14 protein-coding genes are annotated in these 16,433 nt (G+C 58.8%); 3 read left to right on the top strand and 11 right to left on the bottom strand.

All coding sequences use genetic code 11. The features are described 5' to 3' along the window. Positions 1 to 108 precede the first annotated feature (108 nt). Positions 109 to 3,903 carry an SIR2 family protein gene (locus tag RMET_RS30925; protein WP_152560224.1) on the top strand — a complete coding sequence of 1,265 codons (3,795 nt, stop codon included), beginning with the start codon at positions 109 to 111 and terminating at the stop codon, positions 3,901 to 3,903. Between the two features lie 64 nt (positions 3,904 to 3,967). Here the strand turns inward: RMET_RS30925 and RMET_RS30920 are convergent, their stop codons facing one another. From RMET_RS30920 to RMET_RS30910, 4 genes are all read right to left on the bottom strand, one after another. Continuing rightward, positions 3,968 to 5,407, bottom strand: a complete 1,440-nt coding sequence (locus RMET_RS30920) for a Shedu immune nuclease family protein (protein ID WP_011514919.1) — start codon at positions 5,405 to 5,407, stop codon at positions 3,968 to 3,970. A gap of 48 nt (positions 5,408 to 5,455) precedes the next feature. Continuing rightward, entirely contained in the window at positions 5,456 to 6,265 is an 810-nt protein-coding gene (locus tag RMET_RS30915; protein WP_011514918.1) for a TIGR02391 family protein, read from the bottom strand. Between the two features lie 91 nt (positions 6,266 to 6,356). Then, positions 6,357 to 6,581: a hypothetical protein gene (locus tag RMET_RS33360; protein ID WP_029306644.1), complete on the bottom strand. Its 225-nt coding sequence runs from the start codon at positions 6,579 to 6,581 to the stop codon at positions 6,357 to 6,359. Next, positions 6,562 to 7,125 (bottom strand): hypothetical protein, encoded by a 564-nt coding sequence (locus RMET_RS30910; protein ID WP_029306645.1) that lies wholly within the window; start codon positions 7,123 to 7,125, stop codon positions 6,562 to 6,564. Before RMET_RS30910 ends, RMET_RS33360 begins: the two co-directional genes overlap by 20 nt. 143 nt (positions 7,126 to 7,268) lie before the next feature. Here RMET_RS30910 and RMET_RS33890 point away from each other — a divergent pair, with 143 nt between their 5' ends. Then, positions 7,269 to 7,472, top strand: a complete 204-nt coding sequence (locus RMET_RS33890) for a hypothetical protein (RefSeq protein WP_029306646.1) — start codon at positions 7,269 to 7,271, stop codon at positions 7,470 to 7,472. A gap of 538 nt (positions 7,473 to 8,010) precedes the next feature. Here the strand turns inward: RMET_RS33890 and RMET_RS31955 are convergent. Next, positions 8,011 to 8,841, bottom strand: a complete 831-nt coding sequence (locus RMET_RS31955; RefSeq protein ID WP_011239987.1) for a hypothetical protein — start codon at positions 8,839 to 8,841, stop codon at positions 8,011 to 8,013. Between the two features lie 612 nt (positions 8,842 to 9,453). Between RMET_RS31955 and RMET_RS30895 the strand changes: the two genes are divergently transcribed. After that, on the top strand, positions 9,454 to 10,263 hold the full coding sequence (locus RMET_RS30895) for a tyrosine-type recombinase/integrase (RefSeq protein ID WP_231138457.1): 810 nt from the start codon (positions 9,454 to 9,456) through the stop codon (positions 10,261 to 10,263). A 30-nt stretch (positions 10,264 to 10,293) separates the two neighbouring features. On the opposite strand, the gene RMET_RS30890 is transcribed toward RMET_RS30895, so the two are convergent. From RMET_RS30890 to RMET_RS30870, 6 genes are all read right to left on the bottom strand, one after another. Next, positions 10,294 to 10,950, bottom strand: a complete 657-nt coding sequence (locus tag RMET_RS30890) for an RES family NAD+ phosphorylase (RefSeq protein WP_008649485.1) — start codon at positions 10,948 to 10,950, stop codon at positions 10,294 to 10,296. Further along, on the bottom strand, positions 10,950 to 11,657 hold the full coding sequence (locus tag RMET_RS31950) for a hypothetical protein (protein ID WP_008649482.1): 708 nt from the start codon (positions 11,655 to 11,657) through the stop codon (positions 10,950 to 10,952). The genes RMET_RS30890 and RMET_RS31950 overlap by 1 nt, the downstream gene beginning before the upstream one ends. Positions 11,658 to 12,524: 867 nt before the next feature. Further along, positions 12,525 to 12,716 (bottom strand): hypothetical protein, encoded by a 192-nt coding sequence (locus RMET_RS33345; RefSeq protein ID WP_080710358.1) that lies wholly within the window; start codon positions 12,714 to 12,716, stop codon positions 12,525 to 12,527. A gap of 114 nt (positions 12,717 to 12,830) precedes the next feature. Then, positions 12,831 to 14,009 (bottom strand): helix-turn-helix domain-containing protein, encoded by a 1,179-nt coding sequence (locus RMET_RS30880; RefSeq protein ID WP_008649479.1) that lies wholly within the window; start codon positions 14,007 to 14,009, stop codon positions 12,831 to 12,833. 238 nt (positions 14,010 to 14,247) lie between these two features. Further along, the gene (locus tag RMET_RS30875) at positions 14,248 to 15,246 is read right to left on the bottom strand and encodes a ParB/RepB/Spo0J family partition protein (RefSeq protein ID WP_008649477.1); all 999 of its coding nucleotides are present in this window, start codon (positions 15,244 to 15,246) and stop codon (positions 14,248 to 14,250) included. After that, positions 15,243 to 16,433 carry a ParA family protein gene (locus RMET_RS30870; protein WP_008649475.1) on the bottom strand — a complete coding sequence of 397 codons (1,191 nt, stop codon included), beginning with the start codon at positions 16,431 to 16,433 and terminating at the stop codon, positions 15,243 to 15,245. The genes RMET_RS30875 and RMET_RS30870 overlap by 4 nt, the downstream gene beginning before the upstream one ends.

Here is a 16,433-nt window from a genome sequence, read left to right as displayed (position 1 = left end):
TTCCAGCTTTGCAATGACGGGTAGCAGGCGCCTACGTTGAGCGCACCTGTGAATGCTAGCACAAATTGGAGTGCCTACCCTCCACACGATGGTTAAGCGGTGCCAAAATTGGCGATCTCCTTTGTCAGACCCCGCTTCGTTCCCATGCGCTTTACTCCTACTGGCCCCTCAATACCCGATGAACTGCTAACCGCCCGCGATGCCGGTGACGTTCTGTTTTTTTGCGGAGCGGGTGTTTCGAAGGCGAGCGCTGGGCTCCCGGATTTTTACCGTCTCGCCGAAATGGTGATGGACGAACTCGGCGCAATTCAAACTAGCCCACCTCGGCAAGTATTTGCAGCTACAAGAAAGCTCCAGGAAGAAATTCAGAATCCTGGCATTGGAGGCTTGGTTGCAGCTGACCGACTTTTCTCGCTGCTTGAACGAGACTTCGACGCGATCGACGTGCGAGCCGCTGTCGCTAAGTCCCTGAAACCGGTAGTCGATTCATCATCTGCGCTCACACCCCACCGTACTCTCCTAGACCTCTCAAGAGGGCCCACTGGAGAGCCGCGCCTGGTCACAACGAACTTTGACCTGCTATTTGAGCAATGCGATGCGACTCTCCCTCAGTTCAGCCCTCCCCATCTTCCAGACCCACGCCGCGAGCAAGACTTCCGCGGCATCGTCCATCTACATGGTCGGGTCAACGACTCTTACACAGCAGCGCATGACAACGAACTTGTCATGTCGAGCGCCGATTTTGGGTATGCCTATCTGTCGGAGGGATGGGCGACACGCTACATCAATCTTCTGCTGCAGAGATATCAGATCGTGTTTGTCGGCTATTCAGCAGATGACCCACCGATCCAGTACCTGCTCGAAGCGCTAAGCCGCTTCTCCACGCCAGGGAACGCCATGTATGCATTCCAGTCTGGTGACACGGCGCAGGCCGGTGCATTGTGGGCGCACAAGGGTGTTACTCCGATTGCCTACAGTAGCGACCACCAACATGCCGCACTATGGGAATCCCTAGAGCAATGGGCCATTCGCGCACGGGATGTGGATGCCTGGAACGACGATGTCTTGTGCAAGGCCATGTCTGGCCCTGTTGCCCTCGAACCTCATGAGCGCGGCATAGTCGCGCATCTCGCCTCGACACTGGACGGTGCCAGCAGGATCGCTGCTGCGCAAGTTCCGATCCCCGCAGAGTGGTTGTTTGTTTTTGATCGCAACGCCAGGTACTTCGGGCCACCCCAAGAACCCCGAATCTTGCTAAGCAATGATATTCCGCCATTCTTCGATACCGTCTGCCTCGACTCCGACGAGCCACCAATTCGGGACGAAGACTTGACCCTGAATGCTTCGAGCATGCCCGCTGAGGCGTGGGACGCGTTCGAGATCAACCGCGGGGATATCGCAGTCGTTGGACCAGAGTCTGTGGCTGGCTGGCGTGATTGCCAACATCCAGACTTGCCGCACCGGCTCAGATCCCTGCAGCAATGGTTGCTTAGAGTGTCGCACCAACCAAGCGCCTTGATCTGGGCCGCCGGCATCAGCGCCCTGCATCCGGGCATTATTTCGCGGCTACAGTACAGACTCCGTTTCGACTCGGCCAAGTATTCTCCTAAGCTTCGGAGTGATTGGCAGTTCGTCCTTTCTTCCCTTAGTCAGCACCGGTCCGATCCGGACCACCAAAAGTACTCCGTCGAAGGCAAAGCCAGCGTCAGCGGCTGGACAGCAAGCTTGGTACAGGAAGCGATGCGGCTGTATCGGCCACAGCTACGCGTGGAGCCGTCACACGGGGTGTCCGCATTTTGTGGAGCAGCCGAGCAAGATCTGATACATGTCAGCCTCGATTATGTCAGGCCTCACAGCGAGATTGATATTCCACCTCATCAGAGGAAATACGCTCTGTCGCTACTCAGACAAGAGATTGAACACGCTATACGCCTGGAGCGGGAGATCAATCCCGATTTCTACAGCTACCTACATACTCTCGTCCGCAATGACGGGGCACCAGGAGACCGCGATTCGCATGGAATCACTGGACACGTGGTTGCCTACATTGGACTGCTATTTGCGCTCGCCGATGTCGATGCAGCAGGCGCACGTCTCGAGGTATCGCACTGGGGGGACTCTGACGACATTTCCACTCGAATCAGGATTGTGGCCGCTTCAAGATCCGATCTTGCGTCGCCGGCGGAAGCCGCGAATGCTTACTTGAACTTGACGGACGTTGATTTCTGGGATGACGCGCACGAACGAGATCTGCTTATCAGCATCAGAGCTCGATGGCCCGAACTCCCGCCAAACGCCCAAGAGCAATTGACCAATCGCATACTCAACGGCGAAATTCCATACGATGGTGTGGCCAACGACACGAAGGTGAGATGCCGACTTGGTCGCGTTCAATGGCTAAAGAAGCATGGCATAGATATCGAAGCAAGCCATTCGGACAAGATCGACGAACTTCGCAATCTGGTTCCGGATTGGACTGAAGATGCAGCATTTTTTACAGGACGTCCGAAATTCGAGGTCTTTTCTGTTGACCAAGATACAGCGTTGGCTCCACTTGCGGGAGTTATGCTGGTAGACATCGTTGCCAAGGTGGAAGAGATTCGCAATCAACAGCCTCGCCATCTACATACCGTAAGCGAGCCCTTCCTTGGGCTTGTAAATCACAGTCCATCGAAGGCACTTAAAGCGCTGGTACTGGCCCAAAGAAAGGGAATCTATCACCCTTGGACGTGGGCGACACTGTTGAACAAGGAACATGCATCTCCGCGATTGGTGTACGCGCTCGCAGCGCGACTTTCGCGCCTCTCGCCACACCAACTCAGACAAGTGGTACGCGAAGCGGCCAATTGGTTGCGGCGCAATACCCAGCGTCTTGATTCCATTAGTCACCAGATGTTTTGGGATCTGTGGCAAGCCTGCGCTGAAAGCCTCCGCTGCGAGCCATTCGATGACCCCGCTGGCAAACGTAACAGGAGTTGGATTGAGCAGAGTGTGGACAGTGCGGCCGCCCGGCTCGCCGAGTCGGCTTTTTTGGTCGACAGCGACTTGGATACTCCTGTGATTCTTTCCGAATTGACGACCCGCATTGTGCAACTCTTGCAGCTGCCGGCCCCTTTTCGGCAGCACGCAATATTCCGCATCGCGATGCGTTTCGAGGTCTTCTTCGCGAAGGATAGTCAATGGACCACAGAGACGTTGCTACCGCTATCTTCATCTCAAGGCAACGATTCGGCAGCATTTTGGCAGGGCTACCTTTACCGCACTACTACCCTTTCTCCCAAGGCATTCGCCTTGTTCAAGGATGTCTTAATCAGTCACGTGCGAGATAGAACTTTATTGAAAGGTGGCAGTGCGCTAATTGCAGCAACACTTCTTGATCGTTGGATGCAAAGAACCGAGGCTGCTTGCGCCGAGGAAGCAATGTCTGACTCAGAGCTACGCGAGATCTTGGTGCTCTCGGATGAAGAGTTCCGCGACGAGCTAGTTCGGACACTTGCAAGATGGACGAAGGAGTCTCCCGCCAAGTATGACGACCAAGTCCTCTACTTTCTGGAGAAAGTATGGCCGCTGCAGAAGGTCGTGAAAAATGCTCGTATGACTGCCCGGCTTGTGGATCTTGCTTTCGCGGTTTCCGACAGGTTCAGTGAGGCGGTCAAACTCATCGTTCCAAAAGTGGTAATCGCACCGCGGGAACTATCGATGCGATATTACAAGGTCGACGAACGGGTCGTTCAGAGCCACGGCCCGGCATTAGTCGACCTCCTTTGGCAAACACTACCGACAGCGGCGTCGATGTGGCCGGACGATGTCGACAACCTACTGACAGAACTCCAGAGACTACCGACATTAAATGGATCGGCTAAGCTCTCGACACTACTTCGTCGGTCAAAGTATCGCAGGTGAACTAATCTAGCAACCACACTGTACAGCGTCGTGCCCAGAGGCCTTTTTCTTCGTGCGGGTAGGATTAAAACGGCACGGTGTCTTCGGTTGTTCCGCTTGACGGAGTTAGATGTTGAAGCAAGAGCCGCAGTTTGCCGAGTAGCTCATCGAACGTCACGACCTCAACGTCTTTACAGGCGTTCCGAAAGAGTTCGAAGCTTCGCCTTTGCGTCTCGTCGCTTGGCATCGTCCCTGCGAGCACTATGCATTTGATGGCATCCGGCTGCGAATCTCTCAGGGCGGCTTCTGCCCGATGCAACAGCCAGTTGCTTTGAATGGCACTTCGCTGGTAGAGCACCTGGGTTATTGCGCCGCTTAGTTCCGCATGTGGACCGAATACCTCGCGATTGCGATATGGGGTAGCCTGCACAAGTGACGACGATGGTTTCTTGATCTCGACGATCGCCAAGGCTTGCCCCTGCTCCGCGAAAAGGAAGTCACCTATTTGGGCCCCGGTACCGTCCAACCGAGATGCTTGCGCGTGAAATTGCGTGTGCAACAGCCGAACGGGCCGCGAAAACACGAGCGACAGAACAAAAAGGTTGTTCTCGAAGAACTGTTGCCATCGTGGTTCTGGCAGGGACTGCTCCAGCATGGTTGCGTACCGGTCGATCATCCTTGCAAGGGTGACCCGCTCGATTTCGGCGTGCAACTGCAGGACCTCTGCCGGTGCTTCCGTCGCAATGGTTGCAAGTTCCTGCCGAACAGCTCGTACCGCGGCTTGCCTCTGCGCGCGTTCACTGACATCGGCGCGCCTCCCTCGAGTACGCACGTACTCGACAAGCGGTGCAGCCGCAGCCGCAGGAGCCATGTGAGGGAATCGGTCGGGATCGAGCGTTGCGAGTAGATTATTTCTGACATCCCAGCGCCTAGCAACATGCACGTGCTCGCGGGCTAGCCGCTTGAAACGCTGGAAGTTGCGCCGGAAACGATGGAGATCACTCACCGTGATCCACGCGATGCTTTCCGTAACCGTCGAAGTTCCGGACCTGGTGACGCCGATGGCGGTAATCGCTGGAATCCCAGATAGGCTGCGCCACACCTCGTCAAGCTCCGGAACGAGGCCAAGGCCATAGGTACTTTCGGAGAAGCATTTCCATGGAAGAGACAGATCGATTTCCGTAACTGCCGCGTCGGCCGTTTCAGGCAATGGCTCGTCTACTTTGCGGTGAAAGATGACGGAAGTGAGCGGGCCATGCTTCGGGCTCAGATATCGCTGGGCGTGGGGGTTGGTAAAAACCGGATAAGTAAGAAGCCGGTCTGGATACACCCGTGCGAGGCAGTGCCACTGCTCCCTCGGTTGGGCCACCCATACGTTCGGATCATTGGCTCCTCGCTGATAGGTCTGCAGATACAGATCCCGATACTGCACGCCTTGATCGACCCCGTGCGACAACTCAAAGGATGGATTCAAGACCTCATTGTTGTTGAACGTTGCAGTAACTTCCAGCCTACCTTGCTCCATATCCCCTCACTCAAAAACACCTCCCTACACGGGCGAATACCGCCCGGATCAGATCCTTGGCGGCATGGTTGCATCATCTAGGCGACGATGAATTAGCGATACCAGAGTCAGCAGGTCCTCAGCGTCTCGTTGCGTCATGTTCCAGAGGATCTTGGGTGTGTGCGCGGTTGGGTTGCGGAACATCCCAAATACACCCTTTACCAGGGTCGCGAAGCCGCGCTGCTCGCTCCATTGGCTTTCGTCGGCCAACTCATTGATGGCTAGCATCGGAGGATTCCCCGCGAGCCCACGGTCGACAAGTAACGCACCGTCGTCCACCAGTCCCGTTTTATCGCGAATTTTGGCCGCGATACTCTTCGTTGCCTCCAACACGGCGTGAAAATAGTTGTCCGCGACGAGCTCTGCTCGACAATAGGACAGGACGTCCTCGTGAAGGCCGCGCGCAGCAAGATCTGTTCTAAGCGTTTCCGCCCTGCGTTTTGCTTCGACTAGTGTAGAGACACCGTCGCTCTCGGCGAGCGCACCCGTGGGCTCCACCTGGAGAGCGGCAAATGCCAAGGCGCGATTTAGATTCGCCCGCAAAGGTTCAAACCGATGAGCTTCATGTGCAAAGCGCTCAGGTTTCATAGCGAACCGTATGAAAGCAAGTACGTTGCGCCGATGGCCGAGCTGGTTTTGACAATGCGCGAACGCATTGAACAAGCGCTTCCACTTCGTCATCAACGGATCGCTGTCCGTGATGTGGGCCTTGGCCAATAGATACGCAATCTCGGAGCCCGTAAGACCCTCTCCAGTGTCGCCCAAGGCGCGCGCGATCGCTTCCAGTTGGCTAGCTGTGAATGTGATGTTGCCAGTCATGCCGACGATTCACTCCCCTTTTCCAGCACGACTGCTCGCGCTTACCAACAAAAAAGCCTCCCGAAGGAGGCTTGTCCGCTAGAGCGCTGCACTACTTAGTAACCGAATAAAGATCGGATAGTGCAACGCGAAGCTTGCCGCTATATGCACTGCGAGCGGGCGCGCGTGCCTTCACGCTGCCGGATTCTTCAACGCGTGATAGCAGTACTTGAACACCACGCTTTTGCATGGTCACGACATCCGTCCGCAGCCGTTTGCTCGGCTTGCGCGCGGTCGTCAGACCGACCATCGTCGACTTACCTGCGTTCAAAGCCATAGAAACCTCCTGTGTCTGCATTCGGGCGCGTAACACATTCGAACCGGGGACCGTAAGCACCAGCCTCGAAGCGCCTTCCGAGTCTATTGTAAAGCAGATCGAGTTGGCTCGACTGCGTCATATAGAAATACTGGGGGATGCCCGGGAAAAACTGAGCATGGATCGATAGTGCTCTAGCAAGCACTTCACAGAACTGCCAGATCAGCCGCGGGTGGGGCAGCGGCCAGGCCTCCGGATCGAACATCGTATCCGCGTCGGCATCTGCACGCATGAACTTCACCAAGCGAGCTGCCGGAGCAGGCTGAAATCCGTTCGCCCACTCGTCTGCCGTCTCCTCGATCCACTCTGGGTCACCCAGTGCATAGACGAGTACATCGGCAAAGAACACGACGAAACGTAGGCCTGCGAACAAGATTCCAATCACCTCAATGCCCTCGTCCAGCGACAGCGGCTCGGTAATGTCGATCACATCGGGCTGAAGACCTGCCGGTGGCTGGCCCGCAAACAGATCCTCAAGGACCTCCGGGGTAATGTAGTGATACATAGTTAAACGGCGGTAGGCATGTGCCCATTGTATCTCCCGGCTTTGAATGTCAAGCCACCAATTCATCGACTAGGAAAACGCTCCATGTCGGCGCCGAAATCGCCCCCGACAATTGCCGCTTGTCTAACTAGTAGGAGCAATCAATGCCCCTTTCCCGCACCGCCCAGATGTTCGTCAACCTGGCACGCGAACGAGACCGCGCTGATCTGCAGCACCCCTACGTCGAATGCGCCGGCCACGGCGGGCAGACCGAACGTCATCCCCACACCGGCGCAGCACGGGCCGCCAAGATGGAAATCCTCACTGACGAGGAATATGCCGTGCGCCTCGGGGTGAGTCACCTGTAGGGTAGGAGCGCCGGCTCGGTGCCGTCGGCATTCAGGCATAAGGGCGGCGCGGGGCTGACCACTGGGGCAAGAGGTGTTGCAAATGATGCGGCCGGTGCCGCTCCCGCCCAGGGCGAAACTATGGATTTCATCTATATATATATTGCGCCGCCCTGCCCCCGCCGGCGATCCGCGCCCGCGCATCGCCTCCGAGCACGGCCGAGGACCGATTCGGCGCAGTAAATCTTGGCGCGCGGTTGAGGACCGCCTATGCAGGAGGGAGAACGCAAAACGCCGCCAGCCGCTTTCTCGCCTGCTTCGCGGGGGTCACCGAGGCGCAACGCCCCATTCCTGGTCGAGCGCAAGCCTAAAAGTACCGAAAAAATCACTTTAAGGCATACTCTGCTCCCTACCATACCGTTTTTCGCATTCTTGATAATCTTTCTTATCAAGAAGCGAATCCTGGCGGCTGCCGCCCAGGAACCAGCAGACTGCCCCAGAGTTGGTCGTCTCTGCGGAAGCCTCGATTACGCCTTCACCTCCACGGCAGATCGAGAAGTTAGCTTGGACGACCGCGCAGCGCCTGTCGATATGCGTCCACGCCAGCACGCGCTGTCTTGAGCTCCTCCTCCAGAAAACTTACCCGCCCCGCCAGCGTGTCGCGCTCGGCCCGGTAGGCCTGCCGCACGGCGTCGGTCTCCAGCGCCCGCCGGCGCTCGGCCGCGGCCTGCCGCTCGCCCATGCGCGCCAGTTCCTCGGTGGCCGCCTGGAGCGCCGCCACCAGGCCCGCCTCCTTGTCGGCCAGGGCCGCCCGCGCGGCGGCAAGCGCCGCCTGCGCGGATGCCGCTTCGTCCTGCGCCGCCCGGCTGGATGCCTCGGCGGTGGCCGCACGCTCCCGCAACTGCCGATTTTCTTCCTCGAGCGTGGCCACACGCTGAGTGAGCAGCGCCGCCAGGATTCCCGACGCGGCGCCCTCCCCCACCGTATTGCCGCCCGTCGCTGACAACGCCGCGGTTGCCGGCACGGCCAAGCGCGGCGCGCCCGCGCCGGTTTCGTCCAGCGCGACCCGGATCTCCTTGTGCAGGAAAGCCCGCAGGCCGTCGTCCAGGATGCCGCGCCGCTCGGCTTCTACCGCGTCGGTCGGCTGGGCCTTGCGCTCGGCAATCACCGCCGCCACGGTCTGGCCGCTCGGCGACCGGGCGACGCCGGCGGCGGCGAGCAGGCGCCGGTAGACGGACGCCCCGAACGTGCGCCCGGTGATGCGATCAATCGCATCGAAGGCGCGGCGCAGGAAGGCGCGGTTGTCGGCGTGGGCGACGTCGAGTTGCTGCAGCGCGCGGGTGATGGCGAGCAGTTCGGCGTCGGCAAAGGCGGTGGGGGTGCGGGGCATGGGCGAACTATCAAACGGCGTCGAGACGGACGGCTGATAGTCTACCCTTTACTAATACGATTAGCAGTATCCTATACCTCTACGATTTGTCATTATCCTAATAATGACAAATGGATGCCCACAAAGGCTATACTGCACCTGCCGTGAGGCGAAGCCGCCTCCCGCCTTGGCTGGCGGGCACCTGCCGCCGCTTTTGCCCGCCGATTTCGCCGCCGTTGCCGCCTGATGGAAGATCTCCTGCCTACGCTCCCCTCGCTGGACCACCGCGACGCACTACCTAACGCCCTGGCCAGCCCCGTACTGCCAGCCGGCCAAAGCGATGCCCAGTTGGTGCGCACCTGGCTCGACACCAAGTACGCGGCGGGCCTCGGCATTCGCGCCAGCACCCGCGCCCAGTACGCACTCGAGGCGCACCGCCTGCTGTGGTACGCCCACGCGCTCGGCCGGCCGCTGGCCAGCTGGCAGGTAGCGGACGCTAATGGTTACCTTGCCTTCTTAGCCGATCCGCCAGCGCACGCGGTCGGGGACGGCCGTGTGCGGCAGGACAGCCCGGCTTGGCGGCCCTTGCGCGGCCCGCTCTCTGAGGCGTCGCGGCGTCAGACTGCCACCATCGTGGGGGGCCTGTTCGAGTGGCTGGTCGGGGTGGAGGCGCTGCGCGTGAATCCGTTCCAGGCGGTGCCGCGCGCTCGGTCGGCGCGCGGGCCAGGCTCGCAGCGCCGCTTCCTAGAGGCCGAGCAGCTAGCGGCCGTGTTCGACGCCGTCGAGGCGCGACCGGCGCCCACGCTATGGGCGCAACTGCACAAGGCACGTGACCGCCTGCTGCTCGCCCTGCTGTTCCACACCGGGTTGCGCGCCTCCGAGGTGACGGCGCTTACGTGGCCGGACTTCGAGCGTCAGCGCGGCAGGCATGGGGATTTCTGGACGGTGCGCATCCGCGAGGCCAAGGGCGGCAGTGACCAGCTCGTGCCCTGTGATAACGTCATGGCGGAACTGGCCCGCTTTCGCCAGCTGGTGGGGCTCTCGCCCGAGCCGCGTGCCACCGACACGATGGCCGTCGTCCCAGCCATGGCCGGAGGCCGGCAGCGCCTGGCCCCGCTCACCGACACGCTCGCGCTTCAGCGCCGGCTTAGCCGTCCGGTACGCACGCGCCAAGGCCTCTACACGATCGTGCGGCAGGTGTTCGAGGCCGCAGCTGTTCGGCTAGAAGCATCTGGATACGCCGAAGGCGCGGCAAACCTGCGGGCAGCGTCCACGCACTGGCTGCGCCACTCACACGCCACGCACCTGCTGCGGGCCGGCGTGCCGGTAACCGACGTGCAACGCACGCTGCGTCACCGCGATATCAACACGACGCGACGCTACACCCATGAGGCGCTGGAGGATGTCGCGCGCAGCATCGGCGGCAAATTACCGGCGGTGTAGGGTCGGCCGACTTCGCTGTGCCCTCCCCCTTCACGAGTTCCAAGGGTCTTGGGCGGGCGCGATGCCGATATCGTAGGCTTCCAGAAAAGCCGGCAGCAAGGGGAACTGCGCTAGCGGAATTGGCTCTCCTTGCGCCACGATGCGGACCCGATCGAAAATCGCCACGCTAGCTTCATTGGCAAAGCGGGACGTGAAATACAGCCCGTCAATGTCCGGGTAAGCCGCGTGGATGGCGGCGCTCCACAGGTTCGGACCGCGGTAGTCTGCCGTCGACAGAATGCGGTTGTCCATTCCAAGGTGAAAGTGGGGCTGCGTGAGGTCGGCCAGGCGCAGCGGGCGATTCGTTGCGGTGCCCAGTCGGCTTACGCAGCGCAGCGTCAGCTCCGCTTCGTCGAGCAGCAAAGGTAACGACTCGCCCTGAAATCGGTCCCGGACCACCGCTTCGGCCATACATGCCGCAAAACTCGGGGACGCATACAGGACGCCAAACGTATCGTCGGGTGCGTCAAAGCGGTAGGGTTGCCCTCCCGTGGAGCGGCGGTTGTAGTGGATCGGCCCGTAGACGCCGCGATGGATCCGCCACAACTTAGTTACCCCCGGGTCGAGTTCCTTCACCGGCATGACGCGGGCAGCCAAATCCTGCGGAGGCACCGGGCAACCCAGCGCCTCCGCTGTCAGCACCGGCATCAAGCAGCTCCCTGCTCGCCGGCGTACCGGGCGTTGATGACCTCGACGAGTGGCGCGATGGGCCGCGCGGCGTCCATCACCCAGTCCATCGGCCGTGCACCGTCAAGAACTTCCAGCGGGCGCTGCATGAAGTGATGGACCACCCAGCAACTGGCCTTGGCCGCGATAAACGGGGCGAGCACGGCTGCCAGTCGGCTAGCCTCGGCATCAAACTGCCATTGGGGGTAGCGCAGGCCGCGTTGCTTGCCTGGGGGCACCAGTGCATACAGCTGCCCGCTCAAGCGGGCTTCGTTGATCGCGCGGTCGGAGCGACCCGCGTACGCTGCCGCATCGCGTAAGGATAGGTTTTCCGGCTGCTGCAGCTCCTCCAACGCGTATTGGCGGCCGCGCTCCCGAGCAGCTTGAAGCGCATCGACAGGGCCATTCTGGGTGGTCGGCTTCGTGCCAACTTCGCCCAAAGCTTCCGCCGCGCCCAAGATCAACCGGTCCAGGAACGCGACCGTCATCTTTTGACTGTGCACCTCGTCCCCTGCCAGCTCCACGACTCGCTCTAGAAGCTTGTCGGCAAATATCCTGCGCCCGGCGTCCGTTGGCACGACGGTAGTTCTCGCTACGCCACTCGAGCCAGCGGCTTTGTAAGTGATCCTGCGATTCGGAACGGGTCGGTTTTTCGTTTCCATGCGAACATGATAGTTCATGAATTTCATGAAAGCAATTCTTGCCTGCCGATTTTCGTGGGCGTATTGCGCTTCGTTCAGTATATAAATACTGTTTGCCCTCGCCCTCTCGGCGCAGCGCATCGTACGAGGAAGGTTCATCGCAATGGCATGAGACGCTTCGGGCAACGGTAGCCCCGTTGCTGTGGGCCGCTCCGTGGTGTCATGACCAATTGCGCTCGCGCGTCCGGTGATCCGTTGCCAATTCGGCGATACCTCATCGCTCGATCATCTAACGCAGTTCCTATCCGTCGCGCTGCGACGAATTCTGGTCCGAGTGCTTCGGACGCGGGCTGGGTGACGTCTGCATGTCAATACGAATAGCAGCCGCGAATTCGCCTATGTTTGCTTGGTCGGTCTTTACCTGTTGTCGCCAGCGTACCTCTTGCCCTGCCCTATTGCCGATAGCTGCTATCACTGCTCACTTGGAACGACTGCCGTGATCAGCTAGGCCGCGTAGCGCACGGTAGGGCGAAACGAGCTTCTCCATGGCCTTTGCGCAGTTTTAGCAGCAGGTCTGTCCTCTTGATCTGATTGGTGAGCTGGAATCCCAAGAAGCCCATGACCATGTTCGCCACGGTGGGCAGGACGACTACGTAATCTGTCAAATCGGACATATGCCCGTCTCATGCGGCCGCGCTTAAATAATTTGCATTGATTTCCGGGCGACAGAAACGCCCGGATCGGCATTCAACAAGGCGTGAAGCCTTGATCTGCCAAGGCTTGCCGGACTCCCTATGGCTTCGATCTTCACGGAAGCCTCGTCGTGATCTAGGCCCACTCGCGAATGTCGAAGCGGGCCGCGAAAATGCCTAGTGGTAGGCAAGTTCCAGGGTAACGGTGACAGTGGGATCGATCTCAGGCACGTGGGCTTCCCGGTTTGGAAGGTTCGAAATCGAGCGTCACGCCGCCGTCCCATTCGAGCGTAACCGTGGCATGGCAAGTGCTGCAGTGCCCGGCGTCGCCATCGTGGGTGTCATCGTCAAAATGAACCTGGCCGCGATGGTCGCAGGCAGAGCAACGGTAGACGTACAAGACTTGGTCGGGCATGAAGCTTCCATTCGAAGTCGTCACAAGTTATGCAGCTTACTGCTTTTCAGGCGGGGCCTGGTCGAAGGACGGGCTCCGTGTTCGTTCGGAGATTCTTTCAGCGCAAAACACACCCTAGGCCATGGCATGAGCATTGTTCGTCGTGTTTGCCGCGTTGGCTGACCTGCGGTCGCGCAGCATCGCTCGCAACGCCGATAACGTCGAAGCCGCCTCCTTTCCCCGTTTCTCGAGCCGGCCGCTTGCTCTCTGGGGAGCAGCGTAGACCTCAGCTTTCTGGTACGCACCAGCGTGTAGTCGCCTTGCAAATTCGGCGAGGGAAGTTCCTACCAAGCGGGAAGTGACCGCACTTTGGACCTCGGTGACAAGCACTGAGCTTCCGTCGCTTTCGACTTCGAAATGGTTGCCTTTTTCGTCCACGAAACACTGCCGCGCTGCCCCTGCGAGTATCGAACGCACGAAATCGCGGTCCTGCACTTGGATTCGGGCTTTGTCTTCTTTGAGTGCCTTTGCTTTGCAGACAGCACTGAAATCGGTGCGGGCGGTGAGTAGGGCAAGCAGATACGCTTTTGGCACGCGTGCTTTCGCAAGACTCTCCCATGTCGCGCTTACGACATCTGAGAGAAAGTGGCCTTGCTCTTTAGCCTTTCGCATCAACCAAAAAATTAAATTTACATCAAGACCCAGGCCGCGCAGACGTGTCAGGTCCTGGGGGAGCCGATCCTGCTGTCTTTTTTGAAAGGAGTATGGGACACGATCTTCTGTAAACAGGACTCTCGTTTTGAGAGACGGTTGCGCCATAGAAGAGGGTGGTGGAACGGCCGGCTCGCCGAGCTGCGCTGTGTCGTCCTCGCCCGTACCCGTGGTTTCTTCTTCTTTTCGCGAGCTTAAGCCGAGCATCTCCGTCGCTTTTTCCGTCAGGTAAATGTAGGCTCCTGCGAATCGGCCAAATCGCTTCCGAACTTGAACGTCGACGGTAATTAGGCCCAAGTCGAGCAGTTCTCGTTGAGCACGGTACCAAGTAGCCGGCGACATTCCGGTTTCGGCACAAAGCGTTTCCCGGTGCTTAAAGATCTTACCGGTGGGGTCATCGTTATTCGCCGTGCGGGCGAGGGCGGCAAGAGCTGATCGGGCGCTACGCCCGATCCCGACGATTCGAGTTGCGCGCTCGACTGCTTCGATAGTCTTGCGTTTGAGGCGCTTGGGCGCCGGAGCAATCAGAGCGTCTGTCTGGTTAAGGTGTTTTTGTGGGCGAGCAACATCCTCGCCAGCAACGGAGCGTTGCGCGAAAGTCATATGACCTTCCCATTCGTAAAAAATGGTTGAAGTCGCTTGACTCAGGTTCGCGTTCCGCTACACTCCGACTAACGAATCCATGTCGAGTGGCTTCGGTGTGTAGCGGCCGGGAAACTGGTCAGCTTGAAGTTCTCAAAAGCCCACGGTTGCCGCCGTGGGCTTTTGTTTTTGTAGGATTACAGTCTAGACATGGCTTAAAACCTCGATTCGTAGTACGAAGTCCTTAAAAAACAAGCACTTAGCTTTTTGCGTCTTCCGACGCAGCTTTAGCTAACCCTTCCAGATGTTCGCGAATGGCCGATTGGGCCGCTTCCGCTTCTTCCTCGCTGCGGAACTCAATGCGCATGACTTTCTTTGCGATACGAACATCGCACCAAGTCGCCTTTCCCGCCTTGATTTTGAAGCCGGTAGATGCGGCAGGCCTGGTCTTAACCTGCTCGGCCTTAGTCATCCGTACGGCCTGCTGTTGATCGATCTTCTTCTCGGCCAACAACTTAACCGCTTCGACGACCCGATCCCCGCGACCGTCTTTGGTCGCCCTTGCCAACTCGGCGCCAGCATTCGACCCGAGCAGGTCTGGGCGGCTATCGAGAAGGCTTAGGACCTCGGGAGGCAAGTTCCGGAACGACAAAATCTCTGAGAGAGTCGAGACAGGTACACCAGCCTGTTCAGCTATTGCGGCTTGAGTCTTGTCTGGGCTGCGAAGCAGCAGTTCGTCGAACTTCCGAAACTTCTCGAAATCCGTTAAATCTGACTGCATAAGGTTCGCGTAGAACGCGCCCGTGTCAGCCTCGTCTGAACTAAGTTCGCCGAGCACGCAGCGTATGTGATCGCGCCCAAGCTCGCGGTACGCGTCTGTCCGGTGATGCCCGGAGACAATCTCGAAGCCTCCCGCAGGCCGAGGGCATACAATCACAGGATGAACGAGCTTGTTGTGCCTGAGGTTTTCCCTCAATTCGACATACTTCTCGGGAGGCATGAAGCGTCTGCGGCCTGGGACCTCATGCAGTTGGTCGATAGGCACATCCACTGCGCCGCCGCTGACGCGGGCCGACTCAAGTTCTGCTCTTAGTTGCGCGATCTCGTTAGCCTGTCGCTCAACCTTCCCTTGCATATGCATTAACTGACCGGGCGCAGTTCGCGGCGCTTGCGGACCGCGCGCAGCGGCTTTCTCCAAGTCTTCCGCCGTGACCTTGATGTTCCCAGCCTTTGCGGCAAGCTTTTCTCTCAAACTCATTCTTCAATTCCTTGCCAAAGCGCGCTGACCTTGTCGTCCACATAGTCGACAAACTCATCGCAGGGTTGGCGAATGCGTCGCATCGTCTCGGTGTTCGCCTCGCTAGAGGAGAGGTCATAGACCGTGCGAAATTGAATGCTGCTGTTACGGGCGAGGTCCGTCTCAGGGATCTCAATCGGCAGCACGCGCGACCCATAGACGCCGCGAATCCAGTCTGCCACCAGGCGAGGAGCGTTCTTTTTCTCCATGCGTGTCATGAGAACATCGAGAAAGTCGAACTCCTTTTTAGATCCCTCGCTCTGCTCTTCCATGCCTGTTACTAGGTCCGAGAAGAGTTGCCAGAACTGGACCATAGACGCGAAAGCCAAGGTGTCCGGGACCACCGGTACGATGACGCCATCGGCAGCGAAAATCGCGTTGATGGTCAGGTAGCTGAGGGTAGGAGCCGTGTCGAGGATGATGTAGTCATATTCGTCTTTCAACGAATCGAGGCCGTTACTTAACACGCGCTCGAACGGAATATGGCCTTCCTCTGCCGTCGCCCGAGCCGGAAGCATAAACTCCGCGTTGAAAAGCTCAGTAGACGAAGGAATCAAATCCAGGTTAGGCCAGTAAGTCTCCTGAGGAAGCCCTCGCATATCGAAGGACTCGCCCGCCAAATACGCCTCGATGAGCGGCATAATGGTGTTTTCGGACGACACCTCGGCATGTGGATTGATGCCATACAGCGTGGTTGCGCTTCCCTGCGGATCCAGATCAACGTGGCACACCTTCCGACCTCGCCGCAGACTCAAGCCCTGGCAGAGGAGGGTGGACATAGTGGTCTTCGTGACACCGCCCTTGAAGTTCGCAACTGCAATGACTTTACCTGGTCCCCTTCGCGGGACAGGCTTAAGTTCCGCTCGGATCCATTGCATTGCCTCGCTGAGGCTGAAATAGCGCACTGCACCGGGTCGCGATTGCTGGCCCTGAGGGAGATCCCCCTTTTTGAGGGACCGGTTCATCCGCGTTTTGTCGATGCCACACAATTCTTGTAGGCGGCCAGACGGGATCAGCGGGGCTTCCTTCCGAGGAAATGGCTCCAGCATCTCATCCCGAATTTTCTGCAGCATCACCGCGGAGAGATTTGCCAACTGCTTCAAATCCTCAGGCGTCGTCTTGCTGGGGTGGGCTAGCTTGATATCCAT

The organism is Cupriavidus metallidurans CH34 (genome assembly GCF_000196015.1).
In the GTDB taxonomy this organism is placed as follows: Bacteria; Pseudomonadota; Gammaproteobacteria; order Burkholderiales; family Burkholderiaceae; genus Cupriavidus; species Cupriavidus metallidurans.
The sequence above is the reverse complement of the archived record's forward strand: the minus strand, read 5'-3'. Positions and strand labels throughout refer to the sequence as shown.

What these genes read in the sequence shown, in the direction of transcription:
- RMET_RS31950 (WP_008649482.1), bottom strand. Translation starts at nt 11,657, where the DNA reads ATGAAATTCATGAACTATCATGTTCGCATGGAAACGAAAAACCGACCC.
- RMET_RS30875 (WP_008649477.1), bottom strand. Translation starts at nt 15,246, where the DNA reads ATGAGTTTGAGAGAAAAGCTTGCCGCAAAGGCTGGGAACATCAAGGTC.
- RMET_RS31955 (WP_011239987.1), bottom strand. Translation starts at nt 8,841, where the DNA reads ATGCCCCGCACCCCCACCGCCTTTGCCGACGCCGAACTGCTCGCCATC.
- RMET_RS33890 (WP_029306646.1), top strand. Translation starts at nt 7,269, where the DNA reads ATGCCCCTTTCCCGCACCGCCCAGATGTTCGTCAACCTGGCACGCGAA.
- RMET_RS30920 (WP_011514919.1), bottom strand. Translation starts at nt 5,407, where the DNA reads ATGGAGCAAGGTAGGCTGGAAGTTACTGCAACGTTCAACAACAATGAG.
- RMET_RS30910 (WP_029306645.1), bottom strand. Translation starts at nt 7,125, where the DNA reads ATGTATCACTACATTACCCCGGAGGTCCTTGAGGATCTGTTTGCGGGC.
- RMET_RS30915 (WP_011514918.1), bottom strand. Translation starts at nt 6,265, where the DNA reads ATGACTGGCAACATCACATTCACAGCTAGCCAACTGGAAGCGATCGCG.
- RMET_RS30870 (WP_008649475.1), bottom strand. Translation starts at nt 16,433, where the DNA reads ATGGATATCAAGCTAGCCCACCCCAGCAAGACGACGCCTGAGGATTTG.
- RMET_RS33360 (WP_029306644.1), bottom strand. Translation starts at nt 6,581, where the DNA reads ATGGCTTTGAACGCAGGTAAGTCGACGATGGTCGGTCTGACGACCGCG.
- RMET_RS30880 (WP_008649479.1), bottom strand. Translation starts at nt 14,009, where the DNA reads ATGACTTTCGCGCAACGCTCCGTTGCTGGCGAGGATGTTGCTCGCCCA.
- RMET_RS30890 (WP_008649485.1), bottom strand. Translation starts at nt 10,950, where the DNA reads ATGCCGGTGCTGACAGCGGAGGCGCTGGGTTGCCCGGTGCCTCCGCAG.
- RMET_RS33345 (WP_080710358.1), bottom strand. Translation starts at nt 12,716, where the DNA reads ATGCCCGACCAAGTCTTGTACGTCTACCGTTGCTCTGCCTGCGACCAT.